The 23215-nt window shown below is 67.4% G+C and carries 22 protein-coding genes; 5 read left to right on the top strand and 17 right to left on the bottom strand.

Annotated elements, in window-relative coordinates:
- Positions 1-38 precede the first annotated feature (38 nt).
- The 5 genes from glmM to trpB all read right to left on the bottom strand — a co-directional run bounded on the left by glmM (position 39) and on the right by trpB (position 5149).
- Positions 39-1391 carry a phosphoglucosamine mutase gene (gene glmM / locus EDF74_RS13825; protein WP_123730631.1) on the bottom strand — a complete coding sequence of 451 codons (1353 nt, stop codon included), beginning with the start codon at positions 1389-1391 and terminating at the stop codon, positions 39-41.
- A complete protein-coding gene (gene accD, locus EDF74_RS13820; protein ID WP_123730630.1) occupies positions 1391-2275 on the bottom strand; it encodes an acetyl-CoA carboxylase, carboxyltransferase subunit beta in 885 nt (294 codons plus the stop codon). The genes glmM and accD overlap by 1 nt, the downstream gene beginning before the upstream one ends.
- A gap of 129 nt (positions 2276-2404) precedes the next feature.
- Complete coding sequence (gene trpA / locus EDF74_RS13815) at positions 2405-3226, bottom strand: tryptophan synthase subunit alpha (RefSeq protein WP_123730629.1); 822 nt, start codon at positions 3224-3226, stop codon at positions 2405-2407.
- Between the two features lies 1 nt (position 3227).
- On the bottom strand, positions 3228-3926 hold the full coding sequence (locus EDF74_RS13810; RefSeq protein ID WP_123730628.1) for a hypothetical protein: 699 nt from the start codon (positions 3924-3926) through the stop codon (positions 3228-3230).
- A complete protein-coding gene (gene trpB, locus EDF74_RS13805) occupies positions 3923-5149 on the bottom strand; it encodes a tryptophan synthase subunit beta (protein ID WP_123730627.1) in 1227 nt (408 codons plus the stop codon). The genes EDF74_RS13810 and trpB overlap by 4 nt, the downstream gene beginning before the upstream one ends.
- A 95-nt stretch (positions 5150-5244) precedes the next feature.
- Here trpB and EDF74_RS13800 point away from each other — a divergent pair, with 95 nt between their 5' ends.
- Positions 5245-6135, top strand: coding sequence for a LysR family transcriptional regulator (locus EDF74_RS13800; RefSeq protein WP_123730626.1), 891 nt, complete (start codon positions 5245-5247; stop codon positions 6133-6135).
- A gap of 45 nt (positions 6136-6180) precedes the next feature.
- Here the strand turns inward: EDF74_RS13800 and EDF74_RS13795 are convergent, their stop codons facing one another.
- From EDF74_RS13795 to prmB, 8 genes are all read right to left on the bottom strand, one after another.
- A complete protein-coding gene (locus EDF74_RS13795; RefSeq protein WP_123730625.1) occupies positions 6181-6837 on the bottom strand; it encodes a phosphoribosylanthranilate isomerase in 657 nt (218 codons plus the stop codon).
- A complete protein-coding gene (truA, locus tag EDF74_RS13790; RefSeq protein WP_123730624.1) occupies positions 6834-7607 on the bottom strand; it encodes a tRNA pseudouridine(38-40) synthase TruA in 774 nt (257 codons plus the stop codon). Before truA ends, EDF74_RS13795 begins: the two co-directional genes overlap by 4 nt.
- Positions 7608-7657: 50 nt before the next feature.
- Complete coding sequence (locus EDF74_RS13785; protein WP_123730623.1) at positions 7658-8041, bottom strand: VOC family protein; 384 nt, start codon at positions 8039-8041, stop codon at positions 7658-7660.
- Positions 8038-10086, bottom strand: a complete 2049-nt coding sequence (locus EDF74_RS13780) for a FimV/HubP family polar landmark protein (RefSeq protein WP_123730888.1) — start codon at positions 10084-10086, stop codon at positions 8038-8040. Before EDF74_RS13780 ends, EDF74_RS13785 begins: the two co-directional genes overlap by 4 nt.
- An 88-nt stretch (positions 10087-10174) precedes the next feature.
- Complete coding sequence (locus EDF74_RS13775; protein WP_123730622.1) at positions 10175-11200, bottom strand: aspartate-semialdehyde dehydrogenase; 1026 nt, start codon at positions 11198-11200, stop codon at positions 10175-10177.
- A gap of 161 nt (positions 11201-11361) precedes the next feature.
- A complete protein-coding gene (locus EDF74_RS13770; protein ID WP_123730621.1) occupies positions 11362-12417 on the bottom strand; it encodes a 2-hydroxyacid dehydrogenase in 1056 nt (351 codons plus the stop codon).
- A complete protein-coding gene (aroC, locus tag EDF74_RS13765) occupies positions 12410-13513 on the bottom strand; it encodes a chorismate synthase (protein WP_123730620.1) in 1104 nt (367 codons plus the stop codon). The genes EDF74_RS13770 and aroC overlap by 8 nt, the downstream gene beginning before the upstream one ends.
- A complete protein-coding gene (gene prmB / locus EDF74_RS13760) occupies positions 13510-14439 on the bottom strand; it encodes a 50S ribosomal protein L3 N(5)-glutamine methyltransferase (protein WP_123730619.1) in 930 nt (309 codons plus the stop codon). Before prmB ends, aroC begins: the two co-directional genes overlap by 4 nt.
- 636 nt (positions 14440-15075) lie before the next feature.
- Between prmB and EDF74_RS13755 the strand changes: the two genes are divergently transcribed.
- Together EDF74_RS13755 and asd are read left to right on the top strand one after the other, a co-directional pair.
- Positions 15076-15726 carry an SCO family protein gene (locus EDF74_RS13755; RefSeq protein ID WP_123730618.1) on the top strand — a complete coding sequence of 217 codons (651 nt, stop codon included), beginning with the start codon at positions 15076-15078 and terminating at the stop codon, positions 15724-15726.
- Positions 15723-16565 (top strand): archaetidylserine decarboxylase, encoded by an 843-nt coding sequence (gene asd / locus EDF74_RS13750; RefSeq protein ID WP_123730617.1) that lies wholly within the window; start codon positions 15723-15725, stop codon positions 16563-16565. Before EDF74_RS13755 ends, asd begins: the two co-directional genes overlap by 4 nt.
- Positions 16566-16700: 135 nt before the next feature.
- Here the strand turns inward: asd and EDF74_RS13745 are convergent, their stop codons facing one another.
- The gene (locus EDF74_RS13745) at positions 16701-17042 is read right to left on the bottom strand and encodes a ribonuclease E inhibitor RraB (RefSeq protein ID WP_123730616.1); all 342 of its coding nucleotides are present in this window, start codon (positions 17040-17042) and stop codon (positions 16701-16703) included.
- Between the two features lie 114 nt (positions 17043-17156).
- A complete protein-coding gene (locus EDF74_RS13740; RefSeq protein WP_123730615.1) occupies positions 17157-18761 on the bottom strand; it encodes a transglycosylase SLT domain-containing protein in 1605 nt (534 codons plus the stop codon).
- A 121-nt stretch (positions 18762-18882) separates the two neighbouring features.
- On the opposite strand from EDF74_RS13740, the gene EDF74_RS13735 reads away from it, so the two are divergent.
- Together EDF74_RS13735 and greB are read left to right on the top strand one after the other, a co-directional pair.
- Positions 18883-20388: a helicase HerA-like domain-containing protein gene (locus tag EDF74_RS13735; RefSeq protein WP_123730614.1), complete on the top strand. Its 1506-nt coding sequence runs from the start codon at positions 18883-18885 to the stop codon at positions 20386-20388.
- A gap of 55 nt (positions 20389-20443) precedes the next feature.
- Positions 20444-20947 carry a transcription elongation factor GreB gene (greB, locus tag EDF74_RS13730; RefSeq protein ID WP_121038490.1) on the top strand — a complete coding sequence of 168 codons (504 nt, stop codon included), beginning with the start codon at positions 20444-20446 and terminating at the stop codon, positions 20945-20947.
- Between the two features lie 72 nt (positions 20948-21019).
- Here the strand turns inward: greB and EDF74_RS13725 are convergent, their stop codons facing one another.
- Together EDF74_RS13725 and rimO are read right to left on the bottom strand one after the other, a co-directional pair.
- On the bottom strand, positions 21020-21853 hold the full coding sequence (locus EDF74_RS13725) for a DUF3025 domain-containing protein (RefSeq protein ID WP_123730613.1): 834 nt from the start codon (positions 21851-21853) through the stop codon (positions 21020-21022).
- Positions 21850-23214 (bottom strand): 30S ribosomal protein S12 methylthiotransferase RimO, encoded by a 1365-nt coding sequence (gene rimO / locus EDF74_RS13720; protein WP_123730612.1) that lies wholly within the window; start codon positions 23212-23214, stop codon positions 21850-21852. The genes EDF74_RS13725 and rimO overlap by 4 nt, the downstream gene beginning before the upstream one ends.
- Between the last annotated feature and the right edge of the window lies 1 nt (position 23215).

Here is a 23215-nt window from a genome sequence, read left to right as displayed (position 1 = left end):
GCGTTTTCAGTTTTCAGTTTCTGGCCTCACTACCCGGCTCAGGCCGCGGCAGCCGCCTTCACCGCCGCCGAGAGGCTGTCCAGCGTGGATTGCATCAGCTCGGCGCTGTCCGCCTCGACGGTGACACGTACCACCGGCTCAGTGCCCGACGGGCGCAGGAACGCACGACCGCGACCCTTCACTGCCTGCTGCGCAGCCGCCAGCGCGGCCTGCACGCTCCCGGCCTGCACGGTGGCCTTGGCCGCGCCCTGCAGGCGCACGTTGACGGTCTTCTGCGGCACCTTGTTGAGCACCGACAGCACCTGGCGCAGGGAGGTGCCATCACGGCGCAGCACTTCCAGCACCTGCAGCGCACTGACGATCGCATCACCGGTGGTGGCGCGATCCAGGCACAGCAGGTGGCCGGAGGCTTCGCCGCCGAGCACGCCGTTGTTTTCGACCAGGGCCTGATGCACATAGCGGTCGCCGACGTTGCTGCGCTGGAACGGAATGTTCAGCCGCTCCAGCGCCTGCTCCAGGCCGAAGTTGGTCATCAGCGTACCGACCACGGGGCCATGCAGGCGACCGCTGCGCTGCCAGGCCTGGGCCAGCACGAACAGCAGGTCATCGCCATCCACCGGATTGCCCTGGTCATCGGCCATCAGCACGCGGTCGCCATCGCCGTCGAAGGCGATACCGAAATCGGCGCCGACCTCGCGCACTTTCGCCGCGAGATTGTCGATGTGCATCGAGCCGACGCCATCGTTGATGTTCAGACCGTTGGGCGCATCGCCGATGCTGATCACCTCCGCGCCCATCTCGCGGAACAGCAGCGGGGCGACGTGGTAGGTGGCGCCATGCGCGCAGTCGAGCACAATCTTCAGCCCACGCAGATCGAACCCGCGCGGCACGCTGGCCTTGCAGAATTCGATGTAGCGACCGACCGCATCGCGGGCACGCATGGCCTTGCCCAGCCGCTCGGACTCGACCGTGGTGAACGGCGCATCGAGCGCGGCTTCCAGCGCCAGCTCGGTGGCGTCATCGAGCTTCTCGCCATCGGCGGAGAAGAACTTGATGCCGTTGTCGTAGTGCGGGTTGTGCGAGGCGCTGATGACGATGCCCGCATCCGCACCGAGGGTGCGGGTGAGGAAGGCCACCGCCGGCGTCGGCATCGGGCCGAGCAGCTGCACATCGGCGCCGGCGGCGACCAGCCCGGCTTCCAGTGCGGCTTCGAACATGTAGCCGGAGATACGGGTGTCCTTGCCGATCACCACCACCGGGCGGTGCCCGTTGCGCTCGGTCAGCGCACGCCCGAGCGCATTGCCCAGGCGCAGCACGAAATCGGCGGAGATGACGCCCTCACCGACCTTGCCGCGGATGCCGTCGGTGCCGAAATACTTGCGCGACGCCATCAGGCCGCCGCATCCGGTGCGGGTGCGGGCTGACGCGCCAGCATGGCGAGGATTTCCGACAGGCGGTCGCGCATCTGGCGGCGGTCGCAGATCTGATCGATCGCACCGTGCTCGAGCAGGAACTCCGAACGCTGGAAGCCTTCGGGCAGCTTTTCGCGCACGGTCTGCTCGATCACGCGCGGGCCGGCGAAGCCGATCAGTGCCTGCGGCTCGGCGATGTTGATATCGCCCAGCATCGCGAACGAGGCCGACACGCCGCCGGTGGTCGGATGGGTCAGCACCGAGATGTACGGCAGGCCGGCATCGCGCAGGCGACCCAGCGCGGCCGAGGTCTTGGCCATCTGCATCAGTGAGAACAGGCCTTCCTGCATGCGCGCGCCGCCACTGGCGGAGAAGCACACGTAGGGCGCGCCGATCTCCAGCGCTTTTTCCGCGGCCAGCGAGAAACGCTCACCGACCACCGAGCCCATCGAGCCGCCCATGAAGGCGAAATCGAAGGCCGAGGCGACCAGCGGGCGGCCCTTCATCAGGCCCTGCATGGCGATCAGCGCGTCGTACTCGCCGGTGTTTTTCTGCGAGGCCTTGATGCGCTCGCTGTACTTCTTCTGGTCCTTGAACTTGAGCAGGTCCGTCGGCCCCAGGCGCGCACCGATCTCGGTGGTGCTGTCCGCATCGAACAGCGCGGCCAGGCGCGCACGCGCGCGGATGGCCATGTGGTGGCCACACTTGGGGCAGACTTCCAGGTTCTCTTCCAGCTCAGGACGGTAGAGCGCGCTGCCGCAGCTGCTGCACTTCTCCCACAGGCCCTCGGGGACGCTGCGCTTTTTGCTGGGGACGTTGTCGGTGCGGATGCCAGACGGCATCAACTTGCTGAGCCAACTCATGCGGGATGCTACTTCCGTTCAGGGCGGCCCGGGGGCCGCAAAGGCGGACAGTCTAGCTCACCGTTTCCATGCTCGGGCACCCCCCGGCGGTTGCCGGGGGGCTGGCGTAAACCATTCTGGTACGTACGTTTAGGAGCCTCGGGCGGCGTCGAGCGCGCGTCGCAGCGGCGTGAGGAATGCCTGCGCGGTTGCTGCCGCAGCCGTGGCGTCGGGCGCCTCACCCAGTGCAGCCACCAGCGCACTGCCCACCACCACGCCATCGGCCTCCACGGCCATGGCCGCGGCACTGGCCGCATCCTTGATCCCGAAGCCGGCCACCACCGGTACGCTGGAGCGGCGGCGCAGGTCGCGCAGGCGGGCACCGGCGGCACTGCTGTCCAGGCGATCGGATGCGCCGGTCACGCCGGCGAAGCTGACGTAATACAGGTAGCCCTGCGCCATCGCGGACAGCGTATCCAGTCGCGCGTCAGCGGTCGTCGGCGAGGCCAGCAGGATCAGCGCCAGGCCGGCCGCGGTGAAGATCTCACGGGTTTCGGCCGCTTCTTCCGGCGGCAGATCGACCAGCAGGATGCCGTCAACGCCCGCGGCAATGGCGGACTGTGCGAAGCGGGCCGTGCCATGGATCTCGATCGGGTTGAGGTAGCCCATCAGCACCACCGGCGTAATGGCGTCGTCCTTGCGGAAGGCAGCGACGGTCTCCAGCACATAGCGCAGCCCTGCCCCACGCGCCAGCGCACGCTCGGAGCTGCGCTGGATGGTCGGGCCGTCGGCCATCGGGTCGGAGAACGGCACCCCGAGCTCGATCACGTCCGCGCCGGCCGCGGCCAGTGCATGCATGACCGGCACGGTGGCCTCCAGGCCCGGATCGCCGGCGGTGATGAAGGGGATCAGCGCCTTGCGACGTTCATCGCGCAGGCGGGCAAAACAGGCATCGATACGGTCCACGGACATCTCAGGCACATCCTTCAATCAGTTCAACGGCGCCACTGGCGCCCCAGTACAGCTTCGATATCACCCCGTCGAAGATCTCCAGCCGGATCGCCAGATCCGAACCGGGGTCCTGCCAGGTCAGGTATTCGCCCGTTTCCGGGTCATAGGCATGCGGCGCGCGGGTGCTGCCGGTCGGCAGGCGCTTGAGCGCCTCATCCAACGTCATGCCGAGGCGCAGCCCGAACGGCCCCGGCTGGGTGATCGCCTCGTAGGACTCCTCGATCGGGGCCAGCTCGAAGCGCTGCACGTGGTCGTCCTCGACCATCATCGACACGCCTTCGGGCAGGTTGCCACGCTCGTAGTACTCGCAGGCGCCGTTGGGCTCGCCTTCGCTCAGGCCGGCCGAATGCCACGGGCCATCGGCGGCGAGCTCGGTGAAGCGCTGCCCGATGAGCACATCGCCGGCATGATCCAGCGCGACCGAGACCACCGACGGCGCAGTGTCATCCGCAGCGGGCAGATCGGCAGCCTTGGGCGGCTCCGGCGCGTCCTCGATCGGGCGGTTGGCGATGTCATCGTCATTGCTGGCCGACTCGCGCGCCGGCGCCACTGCACCGACCGGTGCGGCCGGCGCGGGCAGCACCGGCGGGTCCGGAGGCGTACATCCGGTCAGGCCGACCACCATCAGCAGCGCACTTCCCTGGCGCAGCAGCGGATTCACAGCACCAGACCCTCCCGGGCAGCGATGGTGTGTACGTCCTTGTCGCCACGGCCGGACAGGTTGCACAGCACCAGCTTGTCGCGCGGCAGATCGCGCGCGATCTTGATCGCCTGGGCCACCGCATGACTGGATTCCAGCGCGGCCAGGATGCCTTCGCTATGCGCCAGTTGATGGAACGCGGCCAGCGCTTCGTCATCGGTGATACCGACATACTCGGCGCGGCCGGCATCGGCCAGGAACGCATGCTCCGGGCCGACGCCCGGATAATCCAGGCCGGCCGAGACCGAATGGGTCTCGGTGATCTGGCCGTCGTCGTCGCAGATCACATAGGTGCGGTTGCCGTGCAGCACGCCCGGACGACCGGCCGCGATGGAAGCAGCATGGCGCCCGGTCTCGATGCCGTCGCCGGCGGCTTCGGCGCCGACGATGCGCACGTCGCGGTCGTTGAGGAAGGCATGGAACAGACCGATTGCGTTGCTGCCGCCACCGACGCAGGCGGTGATCGCATCGGGCAGGCGGCCGTAGTCGGTCAGCATCTGCGCGCGCGCTTCGCGGCCGACGATGGCGTTGAAGTCACGCACCATGCGCGGGTACGGGTCCGGGCCGGCGACGGTGCCGATGATGTAGAAGGTGTCGCGCACGTTGGTGACCCAGTCGCGCATCGCTTCGTTGAGTGCATCCTTGAGCGTGGCCGAGCCGGAGGTGACCGGCACCACCGTCGCCCCGAGCAGCTTCATGCGGTAGACGTTGATCTTCTGCCGTTCGATGTCGGTGGCGCCCATGTACACCACGCATTCCAGGCCCAGGCGGGCGGCCACGGTGGCACTGGCCACGCCGTGCTGGCCGGCGCCGGTCTCGGCGATGATGCGCGTCTTGCCCATCCGCGCGGCGAGCAGCGCCTGGCCGATGGTGTTGTTGATCTTGTGCGCGCCGGTGTGGTTCAGGTCCTCGCGCTTGAGCAGGATCTGCGCGCCGCCCACCTGCTGGCTGAGGCGCTCGGCGTGATAGATCGGGCTGGGACGGCCCACGTAGTGGGTCAGGTCCTTGTCGTAGGCGGCGATGAAGGCCGGATCGCGGCGCGCCTCGTCGTAGGCCGCTGCCAGCTCCTGCAACGGCCCGATCAGGGTTTCGGCGACGAAACTCCCGCCGTAGCGGCCGAAATGGCCGTTGGCATCGGGGTAGGCGTGGAAATCGACGATGGGGGAGACGGGGGAAGCAGACATAGCGCGACAGCCGGTGGAGACAGGCTGCCAATTTAACGCACCTGTCATGACAGGAATATCGATAATATCTCCCACGACCTGTCAGGAAAACTCACATGACCGACGGACCGCTGCCCCCGCTCAATGCGCTGCGCAGCTTTGAAGCGGCGGCCCGGCTGGGCGGGGTTGGCCGTGCGGCGGAGGCACTGCATGTCACCCATGGCGCGATCAGCCGCCAACTGCGCCTGCTGGAGGAGCACCTGGGTGTCGTGCTGTTCCAGCGCGAAGGGCGTGGGCTGCGCCTGACCCGCGCTGGTGAGGATCTGCAGGCCGCCTGCACAGGCGCCTTCGACCAGATCCGCGAGGCGGTGGTGGCGCTCAAGCGGCAACAGCGGCCCGAAGCGTTGGTGCTCGGCTGCAGCGGCAGCATCCTGGCGCGCTGGATGATTCCCCGTCTGCAGGCGCTGCAGAGCGCCCTGCCCCAGCTGCCGCTGCATTGGTCCGCCCAGGACGGGAGCTTCACCGCCGAGCAGCAGGGCCTGGATGCGGTCCTGCTGCTCGCCCAGCCGCCGTGGCCACGCGGCTGGCAGGTGCGCGAACTGGCGCCAGAGCGGGTGGGCGTGGTGGTGAGTCCGCAGCACCCGGCCGCGGCGCGGCTGGCGCATCAGCCGCCCTCCTCCTTGTTGGGCGAATCGCTGCTGCATACGACCTCACGCCCGCAGGCGTGGCCGGCCTGGGCACTGTCGCATGGGCTGGAGCCGGCCCAGCTGCAGCTGGGCAGTGGCTTCGAGCATCTGTATTACCTGCTGGAAGCAGCGGTAGCCGGACTGGGCGTGGCGATCGCACCGGAGCCGCTGGTGGCCGATGAGCTGGCCGCCGGCCGGCTGCTGGCCCCGTGGGGCTTCGGGGCCACCGGGGGGTTCTGGGTACTGGCGACGCCGGAGGGTGCGGCCGATCCGCGGGTCGATGCGCTGGCCGCGTGGCTGACGGCGCAGCTGGCGGGATGACGCCGCCACGACCAACGGTCGTGGCCTACACGTGGGGCCTGCGGATCAATCCGCTTCGTGGCAGTCCGCGCGACGCACTTCTTCGACGAACTTGCGCATCTTGTAGCCGTCCTTGATGCCAGGTTCTGATTCGATGCCACTGGACACATCCACACCCCACGGCAGCGTGGCCACGATCGCGTCGAACACGTTGTCCGGGGTGATCCCGCCGGCCAGCAGGAACGGCCGGTGCAGGCCGGTGGGCAGGCGGGTCCAGTCGAAGGCCACGCCGGTGCCACCGCCGCCACCGGGGGCGTGGCTGTCGAACAGGAAACCGGCCGCGCTGGGAAAACGCAGCTGCAGCTGGCGGGCGTTGACCTCGTCCTTGCCCCCCATCGCCACGGCCTTCAGGTACGGCATGTTGAAGCTGCGGCAGAACGATTCGTCTTCGTCACCGTGGAACTGCAGCAGGGTCGGCCGCACGGTGCGCAGCACTTCGCGCACCTCTTCCTTGGTGTTGTCGCGGAACAGGGCCACCACGTCCACCATCGGTGCGATCGCCTGGCGCATGGCGCGCGCCTCGGCGGGGGCGACCCGGCGCTTGCTCTCGCGGGCGAAGATGAAGCCGACGGCGTCCACGCCGAGCTCGCCGGCCAGGCGCACATCGCCGGCACGGGTCATGCCGCAGAACTTGATACGGGTGCGGTAGAAGGAGCGGCTCATAAGGTGACCTCGGCAGGCAGCTGCCAGTTGTCGGGGTACAGGGGACCAACGAAGACCAATCCCTGCGGCGGAGCGGTCGGGCCGGCCACGGTGCGGTCGCGCCCGGCCAGCAGTTGCCCCATCCACGCGACCGGCTGCTCACCACAACCGACCAGGATCAATGAACCGACGATATTGCGCACCATGTGATGAAGGAATGCATTGGCCTGAACGGCAACCTCCACCACCTCGCCCTGACGGGTCACCGAGAGCGATTGCATATGCCGGCGCGCATGCAGGGCCTCGCACTGCACGCTGCGGAAGGCGCTGAAGTCGTTCTCGCCCAACAGGGCCTGCCCGGCCGCGTGCATCAGTTCGGCATCCAGCGGCCGGCGCTCCCAGCTCAGGGTCTGCCGGTACAGCGCCGGGCGGACCTGACGGTTGAGCAGACGATAGCGGTAGCGGCGCGCGCGCGCGGCGAAGCGCGCATGGAACTCGTCGGCCACCGGTACGCACCAGCGCACGGCGATCGAGCGCGGCAGGCGCGTGGTGGTGCCCAGCATCCAGCTGCGCGGATCGCGCACGACCTCCGTATCGAAATGCACGACCTGGCACTCGCCGTGTACGCCGGCATCGGTACGCCCGGCACACACCACCTGGATCGGCGCATTGGCCACCGAGGACAGCGCATCCTGCAGGCTGGCCTGCACGCTCGGGCAGCCACTCTCGCCCAGCTGCTGCCAGCCCTTGAATTCGCTGCCGTCGTATTCCACGCCCAGTGCGTAGCGCATGGTGAACCTCTGTGTTGTCGGGAAAACCGGCGCAGGCGCCGGGTATTGCATCACGCAGCGTCGCGTTCGGACCAGACGGCCAGCTCGTTGCCGCCAGGCTCCACGAACTGGAACCGGCTGCCGCCGGGGAAGGCGAACACAGGTTTGATGATCTGTCCGCCCTGGGCCACCACGGCCTCGAGCATGGGCTGCAGATCATCGGCGTAGATCACCAGCAGCGGCGCGCCACCCGCCGAAGCGGTCTGCGGCTCCGCACGGAAGAAACCGCCCTGGAAACGGCCATCGTCGAACGCGGTGTAATCCGGGCCGTAATCCACGAATGACCAGCCGAACACCTGCTCGAAGAAACGACGGCTGACGGCAGGATCACGCGAGGCGAACTCGACATAGTCCAGGCGGCGTTCCCGCGCTGCTATCGGCCGGGCGTCGCTCATCCCAGTCGCGCCAGCAGTTCGCGCGCTTCGGCCTGACTGTGCGGGTCGGCGCCCACCGCCACTTCCTGCAGCAGGGTGCGGGCGGTCTCGGCATCGCCGAGGTCCAGGTAGGCGATGGCCAGTTCCAGTCGATCACGACCGGGGCTGCCGATCGGCGCGACCGGTGCGTTGTCGGCGACCGGGTCTGCACCGTCGGTGGTGTCGTCATGGACGGCCATCAACGGCTCAACATCGGCACCGATGCTGTCATCGCTTGCGTCTGCCGCGCGTTCGGCAGTCGCGGTTTCATCGGGGAATTCGAACACGCCGCGGAACGACGGCTGCGCGGCGGCTTCCAGCGCATGGGCCGGCGGCTCGATCAGCGGCGCCGGCTCGTGGAACAGCGCCTCATCCACGTTCACGTGCTGCGCATCAGCCTCGATGCCGTAAGCGGAGGCAGCCGTCGCCTCGACCTCCGGCAGCACCGGTGCGTCGTCGGTCGCGGTGGCACTCCAGCGAGGATCATCGAGCGGATCGTGCGGTTCGGCATCGTGCGGGGAAGGCGCGAGCGAGAAGACCGGCTCGCGGCGCAGCCCGGCATAGACGTCGGCCTCTGCAATGGCCTCTTCGTCGGGTGCGCGGTGTGTGTCATCGCGCTGCTCGGCCAGTTCGTCCACATAGTCAGCGGCCGGCACGGCAGCCGCCGATGCGGTGCCATCGAGCCCATCGCGCGACAGCGGCGGCAGCGGCGATGGCTTGCGCCGCCGCACCAGCGCCCAACCACCTACCACCAGCAGCAATACGATCAGGCCCAGCCAGTACCAGCCACCGCTGGCGCTGTCGCGCGTCCCGGGTGCCTGCTCCAGACGCTGTTGCGCAGCGGCCAGGTCGTTGTCCTTCATCGTGATCAGGGACTGCTGCTGGGCCTTGAGCTTCTCCAGCTCGGCCACGCGCTCGCGCAGTTCCTGGATCTCGGCATCGCGCGTGGCGACGTCTTCCTTGGCCTGACGCAGTTGTTCGTTACCCAGCATGTCGCCCTCGGTGCCGGCAGCGGTGCCGGTGGTTGTGCCTGCGGTGGTGCCGGCGGCGACGGCCGGCGCGATTTCCAGGCGTGCGCCCTGGCCAGCAGCGGTCGGTGCGGCCGGTGCAGGAGACGGCACGGCGGCCACCCCGCTGTCGGCGGGCTGCGGAATCGCAGCGCGCGACTGCCGCCATTGCGCGGTGTGCTCGCGCACGATCGCCGCGGCCTGCTGTGCATCGATCCCGGCCAGGCCCTCGGCGCCCGGCGTGCGCAGCACCGCGCCCTGCTTGAGCAGGTTCACGTTGCCACGGATGAAGGCCTCGGGATTGGCCCGCAGCAGCGCGATCATCGCCTGGTCGCGGTTGATGCCCTGCTCGCGCGCCAGCGAACCGGCGATCTGCGAGAGCGTCTGTCCGCGCTGGACGGTGACGCTGCCATCGGCGGCGACAGGCCCGGCAGGAGCGCTCTGTACAGGGCGCGGCGTGGCCGGCCGCGGTGCGGCAGCGGCTTCAGCACGGCGCGACGGCGCAGCGACGGCTGCCGCCTCCGGCGCAGGCTCGCGGATGATGGCATTGGACATCGCGCCTGCCGGAGCCACAATCTCCGGCTCGGCCACGGCAGCGGCGCTGTTGGGCGCATCCACCAGGGCGGAATATTCACGGACCAGACGGCCCTGCCCCCAATCGGCTTCGATCAGGAAATTCAACGAGGGCGTCGCCACCGGCGCTTGGCTGCTGACGCGCACCACGGCGCGGCCCTGCGCACTGCGGGTCAATTCAAACTGCAGCTCGCTGACCAACCCGGACGGCGGCTCCAGCCCGACCCGGGCGAAGGTGGCCGGAGAGGCCAGCGCGACGCGCAGGTTTTCCAGTTCGGACGGATCGGCGGAAATGACCGGAATCTCGGCCAGCAACGGCTGGCCCGGTTTGGACAGCACCCGGATATCGCCCAGGCCCAGGGCCATGGCGGAACTGCTGGCCAGGGCCAGCAGCAGCGTCGACACATACTTCAGCGGACGCACTGCGCCCGGAACCCGGTTCTTCATGGCGGCCAATATAACGGCTCCCCCCGTGATCGGCGATGTTTCGATGCGGGTGGTCGGCGGCATCCCCATGCCGCCGACCACCGCGCGATCAGCCTTCGGCGGCGACCAGCTCGGCCAGCTGCACGGCATTGAGGGCAGCACCCTTGCGGATGTTGTCCGAGACGATCCACAGGTTCAGGCCGCGCGGGTGCGACAGATCCTCGCGGATGCGGCCGACATACACCGCATCGGTACCCGAGGCATGGGTGACCGGCGTCGGATAGCCACCGGCTTCATGCTTGTCGACCACTTCCACGCCCGGCGAACGTGCCAGCAGCTCACGCGCGGCGTCCGGGGTGACCTTGTCGCGGGTTTCGATGGTGACCGCTTCGGAGTGACCATAGAACACGGGCACGCGCACGGCGGTCGGGTTCACCAGGATGCTGTCATCGCCCAGGATCTTGCGGGTTTCCCAGACCAGCTTCATTTCTTCCTTGGTGAAGCCGTTCTCCAGGAAATCATCGATGTGCGGGATCAGGTTGAACGCGATCTGCACCGGGAAGCGCTGCGGATCGATTTCCTGGAAGCTGAGCAGCTGGCCGGTCTGCTTGCCGAGTTCTTCCAGCGCCGAGCGACCGCCGCCGGACACCGACTGGTAGGTGGCCACGTTGATGCGCTCGATGCCGTACTGGCGATGCAGCGGCGCGAGTGCGACCAGCATCTGCATGGTCGAGCAGTTCGGATTGGCGATGATGCCGCGCGGGCGGTTCTTCAACGCTTCCGGGTTCACTTCGGAGACGACCAGCGGCACGTCATCGTCGTAACGGAAGGCCGAGGAGTTGTCGATCACCACCGCACCGGCGGCGGCGAACTTGGGGCCGAACTCCTTGGAGACGCTGCCACCGGCGGAGAACAGCGCGATGTCCACGCCGCTCGGATCGAAGGTGCCCAGGTCCTGGACCTTGATCTTTTCGCCCTGGTACTCGATCTCGCCACCGGCCGAACGCGAGGACGCGAGCAGGCTCAGCGTGGCGATCGGAAAGTTGCGCTCAGCCAGGATGGCCAGCATGGTTTCGCCGACAGCACCGGTGGCACCGACGACGGCGACGTGGAAACGACGATCTGGATTGCTCATGAGAACCTCTGTTGGGTGTACCGACCCGTGGCCGATACGTAACGTGCGTTGGGGATGTGTACCGACCAACGATCGGTACCTGCCGTGCCTTGGAGATATGTGCCGACCATCGGTCGGTACCTACCGGTTCGGGAACCTCGCCTGTTGGCCAGCGCGGTTCCCTATCGTTTTGCGTCGTCGATTTTTTTGCCGCCAACGCTCGCGCCGCCGGTTTTCACGGCAGCGACGGCGTCGGCGTTGATCGCACTCGGTGGGTGGCCGGCATCCGGGCCCTGCCCCAGTGCGGCGGTCAGGTTGTCCACGGCCAGCTGCACCATCGCGCGGCGTGTGGCCTGGCTGGCGCTGCCGATATGCGGGGTCAGCACGATGTTGCGCAGGGCCAGCAGCTCCGGGCGCACCGTCGGCTCGCCTTCGAACACATCCAGCCCGGCCGCGGCGAGGCGGCCGTTGGCCAGGGCATCGGCGAGCGCGATCTCATCCACGATGCCGCCGCGGGCGATGTTGATCAGCGTGGCGGTTGGCTTCATCTTCGCCAGTGCATCGGCATCGATGATGTGGTGCGAGGCGGCGTTGTAAGGCAGTACCAGCACAAGGTGATCGGCCTGCGCCAGCAGGGTATCCAGGTCCACATACTGCGCGCCGACCTCGGCCTCGGTGGCCTCGGGCAGCTGCGAACGGTTGTGGTACAGCACGCGCATGCCGAAGCCGTGCGCACCGCGACGGGCGATGCCCTGGCCGATGCGGCCCATGCCGAGGATGCCCAGCGTGCTGCCGTGGATGTCCGCACCGAGCATGGTCTGGAACGACCATTGCCCCCACTGTCCGTCACGCAGCCAGCGCTCGGATTCGGTGATGCGGCGGGCGGTGGCCATCAACAGCGCGAAGCCGAGATCGGCGGTGGTTTCGGTCAGCACGTCCGGCGTATTGCTGGCCAGGATGCCGGCGGCGCTGAGCGCGTCGATATCCAGGTTGTTGTAGCCCACACCGACGTTGGCGATCGCGCGCAGCTGCGGCGCGTTGGCGATCTCGGCCGCACCGATGCGTTCGTTGAGGGTGATCAGCGCGCCGTCGACGTGGGCCAGCTGTTCGGCCAGTTTCTGCGGCGTATAGCGGGTGACGTCGCCGGTCATGGTCAGGTCGAAATGCTGCCCGAGCTGTTCCACGACATCGTCGAACAGGGGCTGGCTGACCCAGACCTTGGGGCGCCGATCAGCCATCGATCGTGCCCGGAATACGTGGCGTGATCTCGCCGACATCGCCGCACTGGGCGCGGTGGCGCAGCGCCTGGTCCATCAGCACCAGCGCCATCATCGCCTCGGCGATCGGGGCGGCGCGGATGCCTACGCACGGATCGTGACGGCCGGTGGTGATCACCTCGACCGAGGCACCGCTGGCGTCCACCGTTGCACCGGGCAGGCGCAGGCTGGAGGTTGGCTTGAGCACGATCGAGGCGGTGACCTGCTGGCCGGTGGAGATGCCACCGAGAATGCCGCCGGCATGGTTGCTGGCAAAACCCTGCGGGGTGAGCAGGTCACGGTGTTCGGTGCCCTTCTGCGCGGCACTGGCAAAGCCGTCGCCGATCTCCACGCCCTTGACCGCGTTGATGCTCATCAGCGCCGCGGCCAGATCGCCATCGAGCTTGCCGTAGATCGGCTCGCCCCAGCCCGGCGGTACGCCATCAGCCACCACGTTGACCCGCGCACCGACCGAATCGCCGGACTTGCGCAGCGCATCCATGTAGCTTTCCAGCGCAGGCACCTGATCGGCGACCGGCCAGAAGAACGGGTTGTCTTCCACCGCCGACCAGTCAAACCCGGTCGGGGTGATCTCGCCCAGCTGCGAGAGATAGCCGCGCACGGTGACGCCATGACGCTGCAGCAGCCACTTCTTGGCGATGACACCGGCGGCGACGCGCATGGTGGTTTCGCGCGCGGAAGAACGACCACCACCGCGCGGATCGCGGATGCCGTACTTCTGCCAGTAGCTGTAGTCGGCATGGCCCGGGCGGAACTGCTGGGCGATGTTGGTGTAATCCTTGCTGCGCTGATCCGTGTTGCGGATCAGCAGTCCGATCGGGGTGCCGGTGGTGCGGCCCTCGTACACCCCGGACAGGATCTCGATCTCATCCGCTTCACGCCGCGCGGAGGTGTGCCGGCTCTTGCCGGTGGCCCGCCGCTGCAGGTCATGGGCGAATTCGTCGGCGCTGATCTCCAGCCCCGGCGGACAGCCGTCCACCACGCAGCCGATCGCCGGACCGTGCGATTCGCCGAAGGTGGTGACGGTCAGCAGTTTGCCGAAGCTGTTGGAACTCACGGCCGCTGCGCTGCCAGTTCGGTGATGCGGGCGTTGTGCGCGATCAGTTCGCGGCACTCCACGGCGAAGATGCCCATCTGGCCGACCTTGAACTCGACCCAGCGGAAATCCACTTCCGGCAGCAGCTTGTACAGGTGCTGCTCGGACTCGCCCACTTCACAGATCAGCAGGCCATCCTCGCTCAGGTGCAGCGGGGCGTCGCGCAGGATCTTCAGCACCAGGTCCAGGCCGTCGTCGCCGGCACGCAGGCCCATCTCCGGCTCGTAGGAGTATTCCTGCGGCAGGGCATCGGTCTCATCGTTGGTGACGTACGGGGGATTGGTGACGATCAGGTCGTAGTGACGGCCGGTCAGGCCGTTGAACAGGTCGGACTTGAGCAGGGTGACGTTGGACGTCTGCAGACGTTCCTTGTTCTCTTCGGCCAGCGACAATGCCTCGTCGCTGAGGTCGACGCCGTCTACGTCCCAGTTCGGGTAGTAGTGGCCCATGGCGATGGCGATGCAGCCCGAGCCGGTGCACAGGTCGAGGGCGCGATGGACATCGCGGCCGGCCAACCACGGCTCGAAGCCGCACTCGATCAGTTCGGCGATCGGCGAGCGCGGCACCAGGGCGCGCGTGTCGCTCTTGAAGCTCAGGCCGGCGAACCAGGCTTCACCGGTGAGGTAGGCAGCCGGGATGCGCTCGTCGATGCGGCGCTGGAACAGGTCCAGCACGCGGATCTTTTCGTCCTGCAGCAGGCGGGCCTGGCCGTAGGCGGGGCCGAGGTCATGCGGGAGGTGCAGGCTGTGCAGGACGAGCTGGGTGGCTTCGTCCAGTGCGTTGTCGTAGCTGTGCCCGAAGGTCAGCCCTGCGGCGTTGAAACGGCTGGTGCCGTAGCGGATCAGGTCGATGATCGTGTGGAGTTCGGCGGCCGTTTCGGCGGTCATGGCGGGGCAACAGGCAATGTGGCCCCCGATTATAGGCGCTGGGGCGGGCCGGGGCATCCGTTGCAGTCGAAACGAGCCGGAGCCTGAGCCAGGCAAGGCCAGGCCAGGACCAGGATCAAGACAGAAGCCAATGCGGCGGTTGTCAGCTCGTGGGTTGGCGCGGCGGAGGTGGGAGGGCGGGACACGCCGTGAACCCATCCCTGGGGGCTCGACAAGCGGCATCCATGCCGCTTGACGGTCCCGCCCTCCCACCCCCGCCACGCCGTTGACAGTGGGTTGGTTCTTTCGGGAACAGCCAAGGCCAAGGCGATAGCGCACGAATTACGCATCGCATGCGGTTTTTGTAGTGCCGAGCCATGCTCGGCATTTCGCCAACAGCAATCCGTGCCCTGCCCCAGACGCTGAGGTTTCGATGCTCGGCTGTGCACCTGGCTCTGCTTACCCAGACGCGCCGGCCAACTGTCGAGGTGGCGGCACGGGTGGGGTTCCGGGACCGTTGAGCAGCATGGATGCTGCTCACGAGACTCCAGGGATGGATTCACGGCGGGTCCCGGAAACCCACCCGTGCCGACGCCCCTCCCGACAATCCGGCGTGGCTCCCTCTATCATGGTGGCCACTTCCGGGACGGGGCCCTTATGTTCAATCGCAATGTCGGCATCATCCTGCTGATCGCCCTGGCCGCCGGGCTGGGCCTGGTCGTGGCGCAGAAGGTCTTCGCGCCCGAGCCAAGCGGTGACCGCCCCGCCACCGAGTCGATCACGTTCTATCCGCAGCCGCGCCCGCTGCCCGATTTCAACCTGGGCCAGTCCGATGGCACTCGCCTGATCCCGGGCGAGCTGAAGGGCCACTGGACCTTGGTGTTCCTGGGCTTCACCTTCTGCCCGGATGTGTGCCCGACCACGCTGGCCGATCTTGCGCAGGCCCAGAAACAATGGGAAGCCTTGCCCGAGACGCTGCGCCCGCGGCTGGTCTTCATTTCGGTCGATCCCGAGCGCGACACGCCGGCACGGCTGGGCGAGTACGTGCATGCGTTCCATAAGGACACGCTGGCCGCGACGGCCGATGTGCCCTCGCTGGAACGCTTTGCCACCTCGCTGGGCTTCGTGTTCCAGAAGGTGCCGGGCAAGCACTTCGATGAGAATCCCGAGGATTACACCCTCGAACACTCGGCCAGCCTGGCCGTGCTGGACCCGGAAGGCCGCCTGGCCGGTCTGATCCGCCCTCCTTTCCAAGCGCAGGCCATTGCCCGCGACCTGCAACTGCTGACCGAGAAATCCGCCCCATGAGTTTGATGACCACGCTGAGCTACGCCCTGCCCCACCGCCTGCTGTCGTCCATGGCGCGCAGACTGGCGTACTCCAGCAACCCGCGGGTCTCGCGCTGGCTGATCGATACGGTGACTGCCAAGTTCGGCGTGAATCTGGCCGAGGCGGCCAATCCGGATCCGCGCAGCTACCCGACCTTCAATCAGTTCTTCACCCGGGCGTTGAAGCCGGGCGCCCGCGTGGCCGATGCCGATCCGCGTACGCTGGTGATGCCGGCCGATGGCCGGATCAGCCAGCTGGGCAAGATCGAAGACGGGCGCATCTTCCAGGCCAAGGGCCAGTCCTTCACCGCCGCCGAGCTGCTGGGCGATGCCAATGATGCGGAGGTGTTCCACCAGGGCCTGTTCGCCACGGTGTATCTGTCGCCGAAGGACTACCACCGTGTGCACATGCCGTGGACCGGCACCCTGCGCGAGACCGTGCATGTGCCGGGACGGTTGTTCAGTGTCGGCCCGGCTGCGGTGAACATGGTGCCGGGGCTGTTCGCCCGCAACGAACGCCTGGTGTGTCACTTCGATACCGACTTCGGCCCGATGGTCTCGGTGATGGTCGGCGCGCTGCTGGTCTCCGGCGTGGAGACGGTGTGGGGCGGCGAGGAGATTCCGGCCTACGGCGATACGATCACGCGCAAGGATTACCGCGGCAAGGGCATCACCCTGGAGCGCTTCGCGGAGATGGCGCGCTTCAATTACGGCTCGACCGTGATCGTGCTGCTCCCGCCCGGCGTGGCCGAGTTCGCGCCGCATCTGGATGCCGAGCATGCGGTCCAGTTGGGGCAGGCGCTGGCCACCCTGAAGTGACGGTAGTGCCGGCCGCTGGCCGGCATCGCAGGCATTACGGGGAGCCGGCCAGCGGCCGGCACTACCTGGGGCTCATGCCCACAAAAAAACGCCCCGGGACACCGGGGCGTTTTTTTGTGGCGCGTTGCGCTGCGATCAGATCTCGACCGGGCCGACGTCCATGCCGTCGTAGTCTTCCACGCCGTTCGCTTCGGCCAGGGCCTGCAGCTCATGGTTGCGGGCATCCAGCGAGGCTTCCGTATGCACCTCGGCGCGCTCCACGTGCAGCACGTGGTACGGGTCTTCGCCTTCTTCAAGGTCCGGCTCGAACACTTCCACCAGGGTATACCCCAGTTCGACCAGCTTCTCGCCCAGGCCGTGCAGCGGCTCCGGGGTGGTGTTGACGAAGAAGTAGCCCCACAGCATCGGGCCGTTGAGGTCCCAATCGGTGTTTTCACGGATGTTGGTGAACATCTCGTTGATTGCGGTGATATCCATCTTGGTGTCCTGTATGCGTGTTGCGGTGAGCACCGGCACGTGGCCGACGCTGCGATGGATGTGCTGGGCCGGGCGGCCGCAGGCGTAATGCCGGCGAGCCTACCCGGTTATGGCTTACTTGTCGCAGCCCTGCAGCTTGATGCTCTGGCCCTGCCTGAGCGAATAGGCCGGTGCCTTGAGGCCGTTGGCCCGGGCCAGGGTCGGCACGTCGCACTGGAACCTGGCCGCGATCCTGCCGAGGGTCTCGCCCTTACCGACCTTGTAACTGCGGGCCGGCTTGGCCTTGGGCTTGGCGGCCGGGACGGCTACCGGCGCGGCCGGGGTCACCGCGGGCATGGCCTGCGCCTGCGCGACCGGCACCACGCTGCCCACCGCCACGTTGCCGGTGTAGCTGACCGCTGTAGGCCGCACGATCGCCGCATTGAGGTCGGCGGTGATGAGGGTGCGGGCCAGATCGGCGCGGGGGCCGCTGACGCAGAAGCGGTTGTACAGACCGGCGATGCGGGTGGTCGCGTTGATGGTGGTGCCGGCCGGAATCCAGCCGTCGGCCTCATAGCGCGGGTTGAGGTTGCGCAGCGCGCGCATGTAGCCGTCACGGGTGCCGGCGCTGCCCAGGCAGATGGTCAGCTCGTAGATCGTGGTCGACTTGGCCAGGCGGATGGTGGCCGGCTGCGCGCTGATCTTCGGGAACTCCACGCCGTACTGCTGCGGGTGCAGATAGATCCACGCCGCGGCGATCACCATCGGCACGTAGTCCTTGGTCTCGCCCGGGAACTGGTTGTAGACGCTGTCGGTCCAGAAGCCCTGCCCCGGGTACTGGCGGAACACGCGGATGGCGCGGCCTTCACCGCCGTTGTAACCGGCCAGCGACAGCTCGACGCTGTTGTTGAGCTCACGCATGCGTTCGTTGAGGTAGGTCGCGCTGGCCTCGGCCGCGCTGCGGGCATCAAAGCGCGTATCGAAACCGGTGCCGTCCGGGCCGAGACCAAAGCGTCGCCCGGTGGCGGGCATGAACTGCATCAGCCCGGCGGCGCCGGCACGCGAGGAGGCGTGCACGCGGCCGTTGGATTCCTTGGCCATGATCCCGAACAGCAGCGCCTCGGGCAGGCCGCGCTTTTCCCACTCCGGCCACATCACCGCACGCAGGTTCTGGTAGTTCTCGTAACTGGTGAGCAGCGCCGGGCGCATGTCGGTCAACCAGCGGCGGATGCCGGCCTGCACGGCCGGGTTGTACTCGACCATGGTGTCGAAGGCGTGCCGCTTGTCGTTGAGCAGCGCGGCGGCACGGGCGGCTTCGGGCACATCGGCGGCCAGCGGGCCGACATGGTCCGGGTCGGCCTCCAGCAGGGTGCCGTCGGCGATGGCCGTGCCGTCCTCGCTGTCCTGTTGGCTGTCGGCGTTGCTCTTGAGCAGGCGCTTGTAGGTCGGCAGCAGATTGCTCACCAGACAGCCCTTCTGGGCCACGCAGGCGCTGATCACATCCTCCATGTCCTCCAGCGCGGCGTCGGCCTCGTTGGTGCCCTTGGGGTCGGCATTGTTCACCAGCACCAGCGCCGCGTTGTAGCGCTTCTCGGCGGCTGTCATGCGCTGGTCGAGCGCCTCCACCTTGGCCTTGTCGCGGGCGGAGACGCGCTGGGCATGGGCCTCGGGGACGATCGACAGCATCGCGGCAACGGCCAACAGCGGCCAACCACGGACAAACAAGACAGGAACGGGCATTTTTGGCACTGTGTGCGAACGATGGGGCAGAGTAGCCGCGCCGCTTGCATCGGGGCAACCCGTCTGCCGGCCAGCCCATGCCGACGTTTAGAATCCCGCCTATTCACACTGCGAGTTGACCATGGATCCGATTCTGCTCGGCAAAGGCATCACCGACGACATCCCCGTGACCCTGTTGCCGCGGCTGGGCAACCGCCACGGTCTGGTGGCCGGCGCCACCGGCACCGGCAAGACCGTCACTCTGATGACCTTGGCCGAAGGCTTTTCACGGATCGGCGTGCCGGTGTTCCTGGCCGATGTGAAGGGTGACGTGTCCGGCTTGGCCGTGGCCGGCGCCGGGACCGAGGCGCTGCTGCAGCGCGCGACCGACCTCGGCGTGACCGACTACGCCCCCGCTGCCAGCCCGACCATTTTCTGGGACCTGTACGGCAAGCTCGGCCACCCGGTACGCACCACGGTCAGCGAGATGGGCCCGACCCTGCTTGCGCGCATCCTGGAACTCAACGATACCCAGGCCGGCGTGCTGGACATCGTGTTCAAGCTCGCCGACGACCGCGGCCTGCTGCTGCTCGATCTGGATGATCTGCGTGCCCTGCTCGGCCTGGTCGCCGAGGAGCGCAAGGACATCTCCACCGAATATGGCCTGGTCAGTGCCCAGACCGTGGCGGCAATCCAGCGCTCGCTGCTGCGCCTGTCGCAGGACGGCGGCGAAGCGTTCTTCGGCGAGCCTGCGCTGGAGCTGGCCGACCTCATGCGCGTCAACCACGATGGCCGCGGCGTGATCGGCATCCTCGCCGCCGACCAGCTGGTGCTCAAGCCGCGGCTGTATTCCACCTTCCTGCTGTGGCTGCTCTCGGAGCTGTTCGAAACGCTGCCGGAAGTGGGCGATCTGGAAAAGCCCAAACTGGTCTTCATCTTCGATGAGGCGCACCTGCTGTTCGATGACGCACCGCCGGCACTGGTGCAGCGCATCGAGCAGGTGGTCCGGCTGATCCGCTCCAAAGGCGTGGGCGTGTACTTCTGCTCACAGTTCCCGGATGACGTGCCGGCCAACATTCTCGGCCAGCTCGGCAACCGTGTGCAGCATGCGCTGCGTGCGTTCACGCCGCGCGACCAGAAAGCGGTGAAGGTCGCCGCCGAAACCTTCGTGCCCAACCCGAAGCTGGATGTGGCCGCCACGCTGGCCAAGCTGGGTACCGGTGAAGCGCTGGTGTCCACGCTGCAGGACAAGGGCATTCCCTCGCCCGTGCAGCAGACCCAGATCGCGCCACCGCGTTGCCGGATGGGCGCCATCACCGAGGCCGAACGTGCGCAGGTACGCGCCGGCAGCCCGGTCGGCACCCGTTACGACACCGCGATCAACCGCGAATCCGCTGCAGAACTGCTGGCACAGCGTGCGCAGAAGACCGTCGAGCAGACCGATGCACCGAAAGCCCGGACACGCCAGCAGGATGAGGCACAGGAAGGCGGCTTCGGCCAGAGCATCAAGGATGCGATCTTCGGCACCAAGCGCCGCCAAGGCATGATCGAAACCATGGCCAAGCAGACCACGCGCACCGTGGGCACCAAGCTGGGCAACCAGATCGTGCGCGGACTGCTCGGCGGTATTTTCGGCGGAAAGCGCTGATACTTCGTGTCGCGCCCTGTGGCGCGGCACCTTTTGACGAGCACAAGCAGACCAGATGTCGCGTTGGCGTCCCCCCGCGGAAAAAAGCACGGCCCTGATCACCGCACAGGGCCACCAGCGGTTGAAGACCGAGCTGGACGAACTGTGGCGGCACAAGCGCCCCGAAGTGGTGAAGGCACTGGCCGCCGCCGCCGCGGAGGGCGACCGCTCAGAGAATGCCGAGTACACCTACCGCAAGAAGCAGCTCGGTGAGATCGATCGGCGCGTGCGCTACCTGACCAAACGGCTGGAGGCACTGCGCATTGTCGATACCGCGCCGACCGATCCGAACGCGGTGTTCTTCGGCGCGACGATCGAGTTGGAGAACGTCGACTCTGGCGACATCCACGTGTATCGCATCGTCGGCCCGGACGAGACCGATGCCGGTGCGGGCTGGATCAGCATCGATTCGCCATTGGCGCGCGCGTTGTTGAAGAAACGCGTGGACGATGAGTTCGAGGTGGAGCTGCCCAGCGGTCGCCATGGGTTCGCGATCCTGTCGGTGGCGTACCCCGGCTGACAGGGTGCATCCACGCATGGCGTGGATCTACACGTGACGCCGGAAACCAGCGGGGGTAGAGCAGCCGCCGCATCACCCCAGCGCTGCGGGATACGCGCGGCCCTCGCGCAACGGGCGGAAGTAGTCGGCCCGCGCATGGAAGCCCGCGTCCTGCCGCGCGTGCCACCCGGGAATCCCCGCCAACGGCAATGGCCGCAGTTCCAGGGGATCATTGAGCAGCACACCGTCCGCGATTGCCTGCGCCACCGCCGCAATCGCGGCGGCATCGTCATTGCCGTGCACCACCACGCACTTGCCGACCAGCAGGCGCTCGGGCACCAAGGCCTGCTCCAGCAGCGCATGCCCGATCACCGCCGCGACGGCGATGTCGCCACGTCGCCACTGCCCTGCCCCGTTCACCAACAACGCACTCCAATCGTGCTGATCCCACGCGCGCAGCAGCGCCGATTCGCGCACGCGCACGATCACGCCGCTCTCGTCGAACTGGGTCAACGCAGCCTGCGCGCGGTTGCGCTGCCCTGGCGCCATCGCCGCGATGTGCCGGCACTGCTGCCGGTTGAGCGCGCGCTTGATGTGGGGGTAACGCGCCCAGATCAGGGCGTTGAACAGGTCGTGCCAGTTGTCCGCACGCGTGGCGATCTGGCCGCGCTCGGCAATGCGGGTTTCATAGTGCAGGCCGTCGGCCAGCAGCGTCTCGTCCTGCTCGGCCAGATGCGCGTCCGGCAGCGCGAGGCGTGCATCGAGCGATGCAATGGTGGGCCAGCTCGGCGCCATCAGCAGGTCCTGCACGTCACCCAGCCCGGCGTAGATCGGTTGTGCGAAGCAGGCCGCATCCACGGCTTCGCGCGGCGGTGCGATGAAACGGCGACGACCGCCGATATCGGCAGCCGTCGCCACTGCGATCACAGCACCTGCAGATCGAACGGCTTGCGCGCTTCTGCCGCGATGATCGCGTCACCGAACAGGTCGTGATCGTCGCTCTCGGTGATCTCGACATCGACGAACTGACCGACACGCAGCTTGGCGTCATCGGCGTTCTGGATATGCACCAGGCCGTCGATCTCCGGCGCATCGGCCTTCGAACGCGCCACTGCGATACCGTCTTCGATGGCATCGACCAGGCACTGCTGCACGGTGCCGATCTTGGCTTCCAGGCGCGCGGCGGAGATCTCCGCCTGACGTGCCATGAAGCGGGCCAGACGCTCCTGCTTCACTTCTTCGGGCACCGCACCGGGCAGATCGTTGGCGGTCGCGCCGGTGACCGGCGAGTAGGCAAACGCACCGACGCGATCCAATTGCGCCTCGTCCAGGAAGCTGAGCAGCTCCTCGAACTCGGCATCGGTCTCGCCCGGGAAGCCGACGATGAAGGTCGAGCGCACGGTGATGTCCGGGCAGAGCTGGCGCCAGCGCTGCACGCGTTCCAGGGTCTTGTCGACAGCGCCCGGGCGCTTCATCAGCTTGAGGATGCGCGGGCTGGCGTGCTGGAACGGGATATCCAGGTACGGCAGGATCCGGTTTTCGGCCATCAGCGGCACGATCTCGTCCACGTGCGGGTACGGGTACACGTAGTGCATGCGGGTCCAGGCATCGAGCTCGGACAGACCTTCGCACAGCGCCTTCAACCGGGTCTGGTAGGCCTTGTCGCGCCACATGCGCTCGGCGTACTTCACATCCACGCCATAGGCCGAGGTGTCCTGGGAGACCACCAGCAGTTCCTTGACGCCACCACGCACCAGCCGCTCGGCTTCGCGCAGCACCTCATCGACCGGGCGCGAGACCAGCTTGCCGCGCATCGAGGGAATGATGCAGAAGCTGCACGTGTGGTTGCAGCCTTCGGAAATCTTCAGATAGGCGTAATGGCGCGGGGTCAGCTTGATGCCGTAGTCGGGCACCAGATCCACGAAGGGATCGTGCTTGGGCGGCAGCGCGGCGTGCACGGCCTCCATCACGCTCATGTAGTCCTGCGGGCCCGACACCGCCAACACGTTCGGGTAGGCCTCGCGGATCTGCTCCGGGCGCTTGCCCAGGCAGCCGGTGACGATCACCTTGCCGTTGGCGTTCATCGCCTCGCCGATCGCATCCAGCGACTCGGTCACGGCCGAATCGATGAAGCCGCAGGTGTTGACCACCACCACGTCGGCCGAATCGTAGGAGGGAACGATGTCGTAGCCCTCGGACCGCAGCTGGGTGAGGATGCGCTCGGAATCGACAAGGGCCTTCGGGCAGCCAAGGCTGACGAAGCCGACTTTGGGGTTCAGCTGGGACATG

Source organism: Stenotrophomonas rhizophila, from assembly GCF_003751305.1.
GTDB classification, from domain to species: Bacteria; Pseudomonadota; Gammaproteobacteria; order Xanthomonadales; family Xanthomonadaceae; genus Stenotrophomonas; species Stenotrophomonas rhizophila_B.
This window is presented reverse-complemented; position numbering and strand designations above follow the sequence as displayed.

Bases quoted from the DNA above. Each gene is read 5' to 3' on its own strand.
- glmM (WP_123730631.1), bottom strand. From the start codon at position 1,391: ATGGCGTCGCGCAAGTATTTCGGCACCGACGGCATCCGCGGCAAGGTC.
- accD (WP_123730630.1), bottom strand. From the start codon at position 2,275: ATGAGTTGGCTCAGCAAGTTGATGCCGTCTGGCATCCGCACCGACAAC.
- trpA (WP_123730629.1), bottom strand. From the start codon at position 3,226: ATGTCCGTGGACCGTATCGATGCCTGTTTTGCCCGCCTGCGCGATGAA.
- trpB (WP_123730627.1), bottom strand. From the start codon at position 5,149: ATGTCTGCTTCCCCCGTCTCCCCCATCGTCGATTTCCACGCCTACCCC.
- EDF74_RS13800 (WP_123730626.1), top strand. From the start codon at position 5,245: ATGACCGACGGACCGCTGCCCCCGCTCAATGCGCTGCGCAGCTTTGAA.
- EDF74_RS13795 (WP_123730625.1), bottom strand. From the start codon at position 6,837: ATGAGCCGCTCCTTCTACCGCACCCGTATCAAGTTCTGCGGCATGACC.
- truA (WP_123730624.1), bottom strand. From the start codon at position 7,607: ATGCGCTACGCACTGGGCGTGGAATACGACGGCAGCGAATTCAAGGGC.
- EDF74_RS13785 (WP_123730623.1), bottom strand. From the start codon at position 8,041: ATGAGCGACGCCCGGCCGATAGCAGCGCGGGAACGCCGCCTGGACTAT.
- EDF74_RS13780 (WP_123730888.1), bottom strand. From the start codon at position 10,086: ATGAAGAACCGGGTTCCGGGCGCAGTGCGTCCGCTGAAGTATGTGTCG.
- EDF74_RS13775 (WP_123730622.1), bottom strand. From the start codon at position 11,200: ATGAGCAATCCAGATCGTCGTTTCCACGTCGCCGTCGTCGGTGCCACC.
- EDF74_RS13770 (WP_123730621.1), bottom strand. From the start codon at position 12,417: ATGGCTGATCGGCGCCCCAAGGTCTGGGTCAGCCAGCCCCTGTTCGAC.
- prmB (WP_123730619.1), bottom strand. From the start codon at position 14,439: ATGACCGCCGAAACGGCCGCCGAACTCCACACGATCATCGACCTGATC.
- EDF74_RS13755 (WP_123730618.1), top strand. From the start codon at position 15,076: ATGTTCAATCGCAATGTCGGCATCATCCTGCTGATCGCCCTGGCCGCC.
- asd (WP_123730617.1), top strand. From the start codon at position 15,723: ATGAGTTTGATGACCACGCTGAGCTACGCCCTGCCCCACCGCCTGCTG.
- EDF74_RS13745 (WP_123730616.1), bottom strand. From the start codon at position 17,042: ATGGATATCACCGCAATCAACGAGATGTTCACCAACATCCGTGAAAAC.
- EDF74_RS13740 (WP_123730615.1), bottom strand. From the start codon at position 18,761: ATGCCCGTTCCTGTCTTGTTTGTCCGTGGTTGGCCGCTGTTGGCCGTT.
- EDF74_RS13735 (WP_123730614.1), top strand. From the start codon at position 18,883: ATGGATCCGATTCTGCTCGGCAAAGGCATCACCGACGACATCCCCGTG.
- greB (WP_121038490.1), top strand. From the start codon at position 20,444: ATGTCGCGTTGGCGTCCCCCCGCGGAAAAAAGCACGGCCCTGATCACC.
- rimO (WP_123730612.1), bottom strand. From the start codon at position 23,214: ATGTCCCAGCTGAACCCCAAAGTCGGCTTCGTCAGCCTTGGCTGCCCG.